Source organism: Streptomyces sp. NPDC054813 (assembly GCF_053611365.1).
This window is the reverse complement of record NZ_JBSHAF010000004.1, coordinates 423406-434451: the sequence shown is the minus strand read 5'-3', so window position 1 is coordinate 434451 and position 11046 is coordinate 423406. Positions and strand designations below refer to the sequence as shown.

Genomic DNA, 11046 nt, shown 5'->3' with positions numbered 1-11046 from the left:
CGTGGCCACCCAGTCCTTCACCCTCGACGACCTCAAGCGGATCCTGCTGGAGGCCGCCGGCGCCGACGAGAGCATCGACCTCGACGGGGACATCCTCGACACCGACTTCGAGGAGCTCAGCTACGAGTCGCTCGCCATCCTGGAGACCTGCGGGCGCATCGAGCGGGAGTACGACATCACGCTCGACGACACCGTGGTGACCGAGGCGAAGACCCCCCGCGAGCTGCTCGCCCTCGTCAACACGCAGCTCGGTGACGTCACCGCCACCGCGGCCTGACCGACCTCTCTCCATCCCCTCCGGCCGCCGGCGCCCGCCCCCGTTCGTTCCGGGCGCCGGCGGCATCCCCATGCCCTGAAACGACCTGAACGCCCTGAAAGGGAGCGGCAGACATGTCCGAACAGCAGCAGAAGGTCGCCCTGGTCTCCGGGGCCACCAGCGGAATCGGCCTCGCCTCGGCGCGGCTGCTGGCCCAGCAGGGCCACCGCGTCTTCATCGGCTCCCGTGACGCCGCGAACGTGGAGCGGACCGTCAAGGAACTGCGCGCGGAGGGACTGGAGGTCGACGGGGCCACCCTCGACGTCCGGTCCGCGCTGTCCATCGCGAACTTCGTCCAGGCGGCCGTCGACCGGTACGGCACCGTCGACGTCCTGGTCAACAACGCCGGCCGGTCCGGCGGCGGGGTGACCGCCGACATCGACGACGAGCTCTGGTACGACGTCGTCGAGACCAACCTCAACAGCGTCTTCCGCCTCACCCGCGCCGCCCTCACCACCGGCGGCATGCGGGACAAGAGCCGCGGACGGATCATCAACATCGCCTCGACGGCGGGCAAGCAGGGCGTGGTGCTGGGAGCGCCGTACTCCGCCTCCAAGCACGGGGTGGTGGGCTTCACCAAGGCACTGGGCAACGAGCTGGCCCCCACCGGCATCACCGTCAACGCCGTCTGCCCGGGTTACGTCGAGACCCCCATGGCACAGCGCGTCCGCGCCGGCTACGCGTCCGCCTACGCCACCTCCGAGGACGCCATCCTCGACAAGTTCACGGCGAAGATCCCGCTCGGCCGCTACTCCACCCCCGAAGAGGTCGCCGGACTCGTCGGCTACCTCGCCTCCGACACCGCCGCCTCCATCACCGCCCAGGCCCTCAACGTCTGCGGCGGCCTCGGCAATTTCTGAAAACCCCGGCACCCTCTAGGAGTTCACGCATGTCCGAGCCCAAGGAAGTCGAGCACGAGATCACCGTCTCGGCGCCGGCCGCCGAGGTCTACCGGCTGATCGCCGACGTGGCCAACTGGCCGCGGATCTTCCCGCCGACCATCTACGTCGACCACCTGGAGCGCTCCGGTCACGAGGAGCTCATCGGGATCTGGGCCACCGCCAACGGTGAGGCCAAGAACTGGACTTCGCGCCGGGTGCTGGACCCCGACGGTCTGCGGATCACCTTCCGGCAGACGGTCTCCACGCCGCCCGTCGCAAGCATGGGCGGCACCTGGATCATCGAGCCGCTCGACGACAGCACTGCCCGGATCCGGCTGCTGCACGCCTACACCGCCGTCGACGACGACCCGGCCGGGCTCGCCTGGATCGACGAGGCCGTCGACCGCAACTCCCGTTCCGAGCTGGCGGCGCTGAAGACCAACGTCGAACTCGCCACCGCCTCCGAGGAGCTGACCTTCTCCTTCGAGGACACCGTCGAGGTCGACGGCTCCGCGAAGGACCTCTACGACTTCGTCAACGAGGCCGACCGCTGGTCCGAGCGGCTGCCGCACGTGGCGACCGTCCGCCTCACCGAGGACACCCCGGGTCTGCAGACCCTGGAGATGGACACCCGCGCCAAGGACGGCTCGACGCACACCACCAAGTCGTACCGGGTCTGCCTGGACGGCCGGAAGATCGCCTACAAGCAGACCACCCTGCCGGCCCTGATGAACCTGCACACCGGCTACTGGACCTTCCGCGAGACCGGCGCGGGCACCTTCGCCTCCTCGCAGCACACCGTCGTGCTGCGCCCCGAGAACATCGAGAGGATCCTCGGTCCGGACGCGGGGGTCGCCGAGGCCCGCGCGTACGTCCAGGGCGCGCTCAGCACCAACAGCCGCGCCACCCTGAACCACGCCAAGGCGTACGCCGAAGCGAGGCCCTGACCCATGGCCGGTGCCGACGCTGTCGAGACGCACGTCGTGGTGGTCGGCGCCGGGCCCGTCGGGCTGATGCTCGCCGGGGAACTGCGGCTCGGCGGCGCCGAAGTGACCGTACTGGAACGGCTGGACGCCCCGACGACGGAGTCACGGGCGTCCACCCTGCACGCCCGCACCATGGAACTGCTGCGGCAGCGCGGTCTGCTCGACGGGCCCGGCGGCTTCGGCGACCCCGAGCCACCGCCCCACGAACCCCGCGGCCACTTCGGCGGCCTCCCGCTCGACCTCACCCTGCCCAGCAGCCACCCCGGGCAGTGGAAGGTCCCGCAGACCCGCACCGAGGAACTCCTCGGTGCGTGGGCGGAGCGGCTCGGGGCGCGGGTGCTGCGCGGCCACGAGGTCGTCGCCCTGCGGGAGGACGCGGATCGTGTGGCCGTGGTGGCCGAACACCGGGGCCGGCGGACGGAGTTCACGGCCCACTACGTCGTCGGCTGCGACGGCGAGCGCTCCGTCGTACGACGGCTCGCCGGCATCCCCTTCCCCGGCAACGACGCCGAACGGGAGCTGATCCGCGCCGACGTCGACGGCATCGACATCCCGAACCGCCGGTTCCAGCGGCTGCCGAACGGGCTCGCGATCGCCGCCCGGCGCGGCGACGGCGTCACCCGGGTGATGGTCCACCGGTTCGGCACCCCGCCCCGCGGCTCGGTCGAGGCGGAGTTCGCCGACATCGTGACCGCCTGGCGGGACGTCACCGGCGAGGACATCGCACACGGCACCCCGCTGTGGGTCAACTCCTTCGGCGACGCCTCCCGGCAGGCCGAGCGCTACCGCGCGGGCCGGGTGCTGCTCGCCGGCGACGCGGCCCACCAGCAGATGCCGATCGGCGGCCAGGCCCTCAACCTCGGCCTCCAGGACGCCGTCAACCTGGGCTGGAAGCTCGCGGCCACCGTCCTCGGCCGGGCCCCGGCGGGGCTGCTGGACACCTATCACGACGAACGGCACGCGGTCGGGCGCCGCGTCCTGTCCAACATCCGCGCCCAGGCCCGGCTGCTGCTCGGCGGGCCCGAGGTGGACCCGGTGCGCTCGGTCGTCGGCGAACTCACCTCGTACGAGCGGGTCCGGGCGCACCTCGCCGGGATGATCAGCGGTCTCGACGTGCGGTACGGCGGCGTGCCGTACGGCGACGAGCAGGCCGGGCTCGTCGGCGCGCGGCTGCCCGAGCTGCGGCTCGACTCGGGGGCGACCACCGCCGAACTGCTGCACTCGGCCCGCGGGCTGCTGCTCGTGACGGACGAGTCGCTGGCCGGAGCGGCCGGCGACTGGTCGGCCTCCGTCGACACGGTCACCGCACGGCCCCTGGACACCGGCCCGCTCTCCTCGGGGGCCGTGCTCGTACGACCCGACGGTTACGTCGCCTGGGCCGGCAGCTCGGCGGACGGGCTGCGCGAGGCCCTCGGCCGCTGGTTCGCGCCCACCGCGCGTGCCGCCGCCCGATCACCACAACTGACTGGCAGGAGAAGGAAGATGGGCAACCTGACCGGAAAGACCGCCCTTGTCACCGGCGCCAGCCGGGGCATGGGCCGGGCCACCGCCGAGCGGCTGGCCGCCGACGGCGCGCTGGTCGCCGTGCACTACGGCACCAGCGAGGAGGCCGCCGCCGAGGTGGTCGCCGGGATCGAGAGGGACGGCGGCCGGGCGTTCGCGGTCAAGGCGGAGCTGGGCACACCCGGCGACGTCCACGAGCTGTTCCTCGCCCTGGAGGCGGGGCTGAAGGAGCGCACCGGCGAGACCGAGCTGAACATCCTGGTCAACAACGCCGGTGTGATGGGCGGGTCCAAGGCCGAGGACACCACCCCGGAGCAGTTCGACCGGATCTTCGCGGTCAACGCCCGGGCGCCGTTCTTCGTCATCCAGCGGGCCTTGGTCAACATGCCCGACGGCGGCCGGATCGTGAACATCTCCTCGGGGCTGACCCGGTTCGCCAACCCGGACGAGATCGCGTACGCCATGAGCAAGGGCGCGGTGGAGCAACTCGCGCTGCACTACGCCAAGCTGCTCGGCCCGCGCGGCATCACCGTGAACAGTGTCGCCCCCGGCATCACCCGCAACGGCAACCCGGTGTTCGGCATCCCCGAGGCCGTCGAGGCCATGTCGGCGCTGTCCACCTTCAACCGGGTCGGCGAACCGCAGGACGTCGCCGACGTCATCGCCTTCCTCGTCTCCGACGACGCCCGCTGGGTCACCGGCTCCTTCGTCGACGCGAGCGGCGGCACACTCCTCGGGTGACGCGGTGACCAGGACCCTTCCGTCACCGGTCGCCGCCGGCCCGGACGAGCGGTTCGGCCCCCGGCTGTGGGGCCTGCTGCTCGTCCTCGCGGGCAACATGCTCATCGACGCGCTGGAGGTGTCCGTGGCGGTGGTGGCGCTGCCCGCCATCGGCACGGACCTGGGAGCGGCGCCGACCGTCACCCAGTGGGCGATGACCGGCTTCGCCGCCGGTTTCGGCGGCCTCCTCCTGTTCGGCGCCCGCGTGGTGACCCTCCTCGGCCGCCGCCGCGTCTACCTCGCGGCGCTCCTCGCCTTCGCCGCCGCCTCCGCACTCAGCGCCCTCGCCCAGGACCCGTGGCTGCTCCTCACCACCCGCCTGGTCAAGGGCTTCTGCGCGGCCCTCACGGCCCCCACCGGCCTCGCCATCATCACCAGCACCTTCCCCGAGGGCAGGCCCCGCAGCAGGGCGGTCTCGGTCTACACCCTCTTCGGCGCAGGCGGCTTCACAGCAGGCCTGATCCTCTCCGGCTGGCTGACGGAAGCATCCTGGCGCTGGGCCTTCGCCTTCCCGGCGCCGGTGGTGCTGGTGCTGTTCGCCTTTGGACTGAGGCTGATTCCAGGCGCCCCAAAGGGGCGCGGGGAACTGCGCGACCAGCCCCCATCGAGCCGCACCCGAACGACGACGTTGCAGCGCTACGACATCCCGGGCGCCCTTACCCTCCTGGGCGCCCTGCTGGCCCTCGTCCAAGGCGTCACCCAACTCGCCACCCACCGCTGGAGCGACCCGAGAGCCGTCGGGCCGCTCTGCGCCGCAGCCCTGCTGCTGCTCGCGTTCTGGCAGATCGAGCACAGATCGGCCGACCCCCTGCTCAAAGTCGGCCCCGCGCTGCGCAGCAACCCGGCCCTGCTCCGCTCCGCGGCCGGCGCCGCCTGTCTCAACGGCTCCTACCTGGGCCTCCTGTTCGTCCTGACGTACCAGACCCAGACCCTGGCCGGCTGGTCCCCCCTCCGCGCCGCCCTCGCCCTCACCCCGGCCGCCGCACCCCCGGCGCTCACCGCGCTCGCCTCCGGCCGCCTGGTCGCCAAGTTCGGCGCCCCCCGTCTCATCGTGGCCGGCGCCGCCTGTGCCTTCGCGGGCTACCTGCTCCAACTACGTCCGGATCCATGGCCGTTGGACTACCCGGGCCGGATGCTGCCCACGCTCCTGCTGGTCGGCGCCGGCTTCGTGCTGTCCTTCGCCGCGCTGAACATGCAGGCGATGTCCCGCCTCGCGCCCGCCGACAGGCTCACCGGCAGTGGCCTGTACCAGACGGCCGTACAGCTCGCCGCGGTCGTCACGGTCGCCCTGGTCGCCGCCCTGCTCGCCGCGTACGCAACCACCCCGGGCCCGGCCGCCGCGGTCGCCGCCTGCCGGCCCGCACTGACCCTGGTCGCCGTCCTCGGTTTCCTGGGCCTGCTCGTCGGCCTCACCGGCCTGATCCGAACCCCACCCTCCTCACTCCACGACGGGGAATGACCATGGACCAGACAACGCAGACCTGGGTCTTCGACGACCTGGAGGACGAACTGGACGACTTGGACTACGAGTTCGAGCGCGACCAGATCGTCGAGGTGGTGCCGCCCAGCCTCGTGCACCTCGCCTCCGTCGGCCTCGCCGAACGCACCCGGATCATCGACGCGTACGTGCGCGGCGAACTCGCCCGGGTGCTGCGGGTGTCACCCGAGAGCATCGACACCGTGGGCCGCCCGATGAACAGCCTGGGCATCGGGTCCATCAACGGCCTGGAGCTGCAGCGCCGGATGGAGGCCGCGCTGCGCGTCGACGTCAACCTCAACCGGCTGCTGCGCGCCAACAGCGCCGCCGAGCTGGTCGAGTGCCTGGCCGGACAGCTCGGCCCGGAGGACAGCCCGCACAAGCACGCCGGGAAGGACGAGTACCACCTGGTCGCGCACGACGTGCCGAGCCCGAGGTGATCGGGCAGATGCCGGTCCTGGAGTTCGGCGCGGCCACCCTCGCGGCCGAACCCAGGCTGCCGGCGGCCGGGCAGCTGGACGTCTGGCTGATCCGCCGGGCGCAGCTGGAGACCGCGGCCGAGCTGCTCGACCTGACCGAGCTGAGCGAGCCGGAGCGCAGGCGGACCGCGTCCTTCGTCCGGCCCACGGACGGGGTGACGTACGCCTCCGCGCATGTCGCCCTGCGCCGGCTGCTCGGGGCCTACCTGGGGCTGGCCCCGCAGGACGTGCCGTTCGTGCGGGAGCCCTGCCCGGGCTGCGCCGAGCCGCACGGCCGCCCGGCCGTCGCCCACCCCGACCCGCCGCTGCACTTCTCGCTGGCGCACAGCCACGGCATGGCCGTGGTCGCCGTCTCCCGTACGGTCGTCGGCGCCGACGTGGAGCGGCTGCCGCGGGCCGAGACCGTCGAGGTGTGCACCCCGGCGCTGCACCCGGGGGAGCAGGAGGAGCTGGCGGCGCTCGACGACGCCGGGGCACGGCGTGCGGCCTTCGGGCGGCTGTGGACCCGCAAGGAGGCCTATCTCAAGGCGCTGGGTACCGGTCTGTCCCGCGACCCCGGCCACGACTACCTGGGCGCCGACCCGTACCGCAGGCCGGCCGGGTGGACGCTGCTCGACCTGCCGTCGGGGCCCCGGCACAACGCGGCCGTCGCGGTGCGCGGCCGGGCGCCGGAGCAGGTCACCGTGCGCTGGGTGCCGCCGGTCGCGCTGTACGCGGGACAGACGGTCGACCTGGACGCCGACGGCACCGTGGGCGTGCCCGTGCACCGGGGCGCCGAAGGCACGACCACCGGAGTATCCGACTGGGGAGCGTGACCCACCAATGTCACTCGAACAGAAAACCGGCCGCCCGAGCCTGCACGACCGTGAGCATCGCGGCCAGTGGAGCGCCGCCGAGCGGATCGAGGAGCTCGGCCTCATGAAGGAGGCCGCCCGGCACGGCGACCCGCTGGCCACCGAGCGCCAGCACGCCAAGGGCAAGCTCACCGCGTACGAACGTATCGAACTCCTGCTCGACGAGGGGTCGTTCAACGAGGTCGAGATGCTCCGCCGGCACCGGGCCACCGGCTTCGGCCTGGAGAAGAAGCGGCCGTACACCGACGGTGTGATCACCGGCTGGGGCACGGTCCACGGCCGTACCGTCTTCGTCTACGCGCACGACTTCCGCATCTTCGGCGGCGCCCTCGGCGAGGCCCATGCCCAGAAGATCCACAAGATCATGGACATGGCCGTCGCGGCGGGGGCCCCGCTGGTGTCCCTCAACGACGGTGCCGGCGCCCGGATCCAGGAGGGCGTCTCGGCCCTCGCCGGCTACGGCGGCATCTTCCAGCGCAACACCCGCGCCTCCGGGGTGATCCCGCAGATCAGCGTGATGCTCGGCCCGTGCGCGGGCGGCGCCGCCTACTCGCCGGCGCTGACCGACTTCGTCTTCATGGTCCGGGACATCGCCCAGATGTTCATCACCGGACCGGACGTGGTCAAGGCGGTGACGGGCGAGGAGATCACCCAGAACGACCTCGGCGGCGCCGACGTGCACGCCACCGCCTCCGGCGTGGCCCACTTCGCCTACGACGACGTACGCGGCTGCATGGAGGACGTACGGCACCTGCTGTCGCTGCTGCCGTCCAACAACCGCGACCTGCCGCCCCGGGTGCCGACCGAGGACCCCGCCGACCGGCGCACCGACCACCTCCTGGAGCTGGTCCCGGAGGACCCTGGCCGGGTCTACGACATCCGGTCCGTCATCGAGGAGATCGTCGACCACGGCGACTACTTCGAGATCCAGCCCGGCTGGGCGACCAACGTGGTGTGCGCGCTGTCCCGGCTGGACGGCGAGGTCGTCGGCATCGTGGCCAGCCAGCCGGCCTCCTTCGCCGGCGTCCTGGACATCGACGCCAGCGAGAAGGCGGCGCGGTTCGTGCAGTTCTGCGACGCCTTCAACATCCCGCTGGTCACCCTGATCGACGTACCGGGGTTCCTGCCGGGCGTGGACCAGGAGCACAACGGCATCATCCGGCGCGGCGCGAAGCTGCTCTACGCCTACTGCAACGCCACCGTGCCCCGGATCTCCCTGGTGCTGCGCAAGGCGTACGGCGGCGCGTACATCGTCATGGACTCCCGCTCCATCGGCACCGACCTGGCGCTGGCCTGGCCGTCCAACGAGATCGCCGTGATGGGCGCCGAGGGCGCGGCGAACGTCATCTTCCGCCGGGAGATCGCGGCCGCGGACGACCCCGAGTCCACCCGTGCGCAGAAGATCAAGGAGTACCAGGCGGAGCTGATGCACCCCTACTACGCGGCCGAACGCGGTCTGATCGACGACGTCATCGACCCGCGGCAGACCCGTAGCACCCTGATCCGCGCCCTTGCGATGCTGCGCAGCAAGCAGGCCGACCTGCCATGCCGCAAGCACGGCAACCCGCCGCAGTGAGCGCGGCGGCGGGCATGAACGGCACAGGCGGCACAGGCGGCACGGACGGCACGGACGGCACGGACGGCGCGCTGGTCATCAGGGTCGTGAAGGGCGCGGCGAGCCCCGCCGAGCTGGCCGCGCTGACCACCGTCCTGCTGGCCCGCGCGGCTGCCCTGGCCGCGGTCGGCCCGTGCCCGCTGGAGTCCCGTCCGGTGGCCGGCTGGCGCCGCCCGGAACGCCTCGCGGCGCACCGCGACCCCCGCGGCTGGCGTGTCGCGGGCAGTCCCGCGGCCTGACGGCCCCCCTCACCCGAATTGGAGCCACGGACCCCATGACGTCCCCGTCCCTCGACCGCGCCGGCACGGTCCTCGAACTGCGTGCCGAACTCGACGCCCTGCGCGCCGAGTTCGCCGTACTCGCGGACCGTGCGGCCGTCGCCGAACTGATCGACCGCTACATCACCCTGCTCGACACCCAGGACGAACACGGCTTCGACCCCGCCTGGCCGGCCACGGTCTTCACCCCGGACTGCCGGCTGGAGTTCCCGGTCGGCGCGGTCGAGGGCCGCGACCAGGCCGCCGCCTTCCACTACGACCGCAAGTCCCGCTTCGCCCGCACCCACCACCTGGCCGCCAACTACGGCATCCGGGTCGACGGGGACACCGCCCGGATCCGTATCCACCTCATCGCGTCCCATGTGCACCACGACGACGGTCCGGACCCGGACGGCCGCTTCGACATCGGCGGCCACAGCGAGGGCGAGGCGGTCCGCACCCCGGACGGCTGGCGGCTCAGCCGCTGGCGCTTCCACCTGATGTGGTCCGACGGGGCCGGCCCGCGCCCCGGCCCCGACCCCCGTGCACTGCGCAGTTCCCAGCCACGCCCACGCCAGACGAAAGGACGATGAGACCGTGTCAGGCACACCGACCACCGCGCTCGACCTGGGCGCCCTGCGCGAGACTCCCGGCGACGACCGCCGGCGCGCGTTCGAGACCTTCCTCTGCCGGAATCTGGCCCAGCACCTGGACATCCCGCCGGCCCACCGCATCGCCCGCAACCGCCCCCTCTACACCCAGGGCATCGACTCCCTCACGGCCCTGACCCTCCAGCGCACCCTGGAGTCGGCCCTGAACATCCCGGTGCCCGCCCACCACCTCCTGCGCGAGCAGTCGGTGGGCGAACTGGCCGCGACACTGAGCGACTTGGTCGACCGGACCTGAGCCTCCCCGGTGGCCGCCACCAGGCTCCTGTGCCGTTGAGCGCGAGATGTCCGGCATCTCGGCCCATCGGCCCAGGAGCGGCTCCTGCCGACTTCTGACAACGATGTCACCCGTCGCCCGTCGGTTCCAACCGAGCCCGGCGTCCGCCGCGTGACATGCTGAGAGCGGGACGGGCCGGAAGGCGGCGAGAGGCGGCGGACGCGATGGACTGGGCGCGGTTCGCGCAGCGGCTGGCGTCGCTGGCACGGGATCTGCTGGCGCAGGAGTCGGTCGACGCCACCCTGGGCCGGATCACCGATTCGGCCACGGAGCTGGTGGAGGGCTGCGACGCGGCCGGCATCCTGGTGCTGCGCGGCAAGGAGGTGCGGACGCTCGCCCCCACGGAGCAGCTGGTCGTCGACAGCGACCGGCTCCAGGAGCGGCTGGGCGAGGGCCCGTGCTTCGACGTCGCCCACGCGGGGGACGGGGAGCGGGTGTACCGCATCCGGGACTTCACCCAGGAGCAGCCCAGCTGGCCGGAATTCGCCCCCAGGGCCCACCGGCTGGGCGTGGGCAGCATGATGGGCTTCCTGCTCTACACCGAGGACGAGGAACTCGGCGCGCTGAACATCTACTCCCGCCGGCCCGGGGCCTTCACCGAGGCCAGCGAACTGGCCGGCTGGCTGCTGGCCTCCCATGCGGCGGTCGCCTTCTCCAGCGCCCGCACCCAGGCCCAGCTGGAACAGGCCGTCGCCACCCGTCACCTGATCGGCGAGGCCATGGGCATCCTGATGGGCTGCCACCACCTCACCGAGGAACAGGCCTTCGACGTGCTGCGCCGCTACTCGCAGGAGAACAACATCAAGCTCCGCGAGGTCGCCCGCCGGGTCTGTGAACAGGGCCCGCTGTCCTGAACGCGGCGGTCGGCTGCGGGTGGTCTGCGAGCTGCTGTCCGCAGCGTCGACAACAAGCCCATTCTCGGCTGCCTGTGACGCCCGCGCCCGTGATCGGCG

General features: G+C 72.3%; 12 protein-coding genes. All 12 read left to right on the top strand.

Translation table 11 applies throughout. The features are described 5' to 3' along the window. Position 1 precedes the first annotated feature (1 nt). Complete coding sequence (locus ACWGJB_RS10440) at positions 2–277, top strand: acyl carrier protein (protein ID WP_453379766.1); 276 nt, start codon at positions 2–4, stop codon at positions 275–277. Between the two features lie 113 nt (positions 278–390). Further along, positions 391–1176: a 3-oxoacyl-ACP reductase FabG gene (fabG, locus tag ACWGJB_RS10435; protein ID WP_362578911.1), complete on the top strand. Its 786-nt coding sequence runs from the start codon at positions 391–393 to the stop codon at positions 1174–1176. A 29-nt stretch (positions 1177–1205) separates the two neighbouring features. Then, positions 1206–2144, top strand: a complete 939-nt coding sequence (locus ACWGJB_RS10430; protein WP_453379765.1) for an aromatase/cyclase — start codon at positions 1206–1208, stop codon at positions 2142–2144. A 3-nt stretch (positions 2145–2147) separates the two neighbouring features. Beyond that, the gene (locus ACWGJB_RS10425; RefSeq protein ID WP_453379764.1) at positions 2148–4427 is read left to right on the top strand and encodes an SDR family oxidoreductase; all 2280 of its coding nucleotides are present in this window, start codon (positions 2148–2150) and stop codon (positions 4425–4427) included. 4 nt (positions 4428–4431) lie between these two features. Next, the gene (locus ACWGJB_RS10420; protein WP_453379763.1) at positions 4432–5925 is read left to right on the top strand and encodes an MFS transporter; all 1494 of its coding nucleotides are present in this window, start codon (positions 4432–4434) and stop codon (positions 5923–5925) included. A 2-nt stretch (positions 5926–5927) separates the two neighbouring features. Further along, positions 5928–6383, top strand: coding sequence for an acyl carrier protein (locus tag ACWGJB_RS10415; protein WP_453379762.1), 456 nt, complete (start codon positions 5928–5930; stop codon positions 6381–6383). 8 nt (positions 6384–6391) lie between these two features. After that, complete coding sequence (locus tag ACWGJB_RS10410) at positions 6392–7237, top strand: 4'-phosphopantetheinyl transferase family protein (RefSeq protein ID WP_453379761.1); 846 nt, start codon at positions 6392–6394, stop codon at positions 7235–7237. Between the two features lie 103 nt (positions 7238–7340). Then, positions 7341–8852 (top strand): acyl-CoA carboxylase subunit beta, encoded by a 1512-nt coding sequence (locus ACWGJB_RS10405; protein WP_453379867.1) that lies wholly within the window; start codon positions 7341–7343, stop codon positions 8850–8852. A gap of 14 nt (positions 8853–8866) precedes the next feature. Continuing rightward, positions 8867–9130, top strand: coding sequence for an acyl-CoA carboxylase epsilon subunit (locus ACWGJB_RS10400; RefSeq protein ID WP_453379760.1), 264 nt, complete (start codon positions 8867–8869; stop codon positions 9128–9130). A gap of 35 nt (positions 9131–9165) precedes the next feature. After that, positions 9166–9741: a nuclear transport factor 2 family protein gene (locus tag ACWGJB_RS10395; protein WP_453379759.1), complete on the top strand. Its 576-nt coding sequence runs from the start codon at positions 9166–9168 to the stop codon at positions 9739–9741. 4 nt (positions 9742–9745) lie between these two features. Continuing rightward, on the top strand, positions 9746–10054 hold the full coding sequence (locus ACWGJB_RS10390; protein ID WP_351329174.1) for an acyl carrier protein: 309 nt from the start codon (positions 9746–9748) through the stop codon (positions 10052–10054). A 203-nt stretch (positions 10055–10257) separates the two neighbouring features. Beyond that, entirely contained in the window at positions 10258–10947 is a 690-nt protein-coding gene (locus ACWGJB_RS10385) for a GAF and ANTAR domain-containing protein (RefSeq protein ID WP_453379758.1), read from the top strand. Positions 10948–11046: the final 99 nt, after the last annotated feature.

Excerpts from the sequence above, each read along its gene's own strand:
- fabG (WP_362578911.1), top strand. The coding sequence starts at position 391 with ATGTCCGAACAGCAGCAGAAGGTCGCCCTGGTCTCCGGGGCCACCAGC.
- ACWGJB_RS10430 (WP_453379765.1), top strand. The coding sequence starts at position 1,206 with ATGTCCGAGCCCAAGGAAGTCGAGCACGAGATCACCGTCTCGGCGCCG.
- ACWGJB_RS10425 (WP_453379764.1), top strand. The coding sequence starts at position 2,148 with ATGGCCGGTGCCGACGCTGTCGAGACGCACGTCGTGGTGGTCGGCGCC.
- ACWGJB_RS10415 (WP_453379762.1), top strand. The coding sequence starts at position 5,928 with ATGGACCAGACAACGCAGACCTGGGTCTTCGACGACCTGGAGGACGAA.
- ACWGJB_RS10410 (WP_453379761.1), top strand. The coding sequence starts at position 6,392 with ATGCCGGTCCTGGAGTTCGGCGCGGCCACCCTCGCGGCCGAACCCAGG.
- ACWGJB_RS10405 (WP_453379867.1), top strand. The coding sequence starts at position 7,341 with ATGAAGGAGGCCGCCCGGCACGGCGACCCGCTGGCCACCGAGCGCCAG.
- ACWGJB_RS10400 (WP_453379760.1), top strand. The coding sequence starts at position 8,867 with ATGAACGGCACAGGCGGCACAGGCGGCACGGACGGCACGGACGGCACG.
- ACWGJB_RS10395 (WP_453379759.1), top strand. The coding sequence starts at position 9,166 with ATGACGTCCCCGTCCCTCGACCGCGCCGGCACGGTCCTCGAACTGCGT.
- ACWGJB_RS10385 (WP_453379758.1), top strand. The coding sequence starts at position 10,258 with ATGGACTGGGCGCGGTTCGCGCAGCGGCTGGCGTCGCTGGCACGGGAT.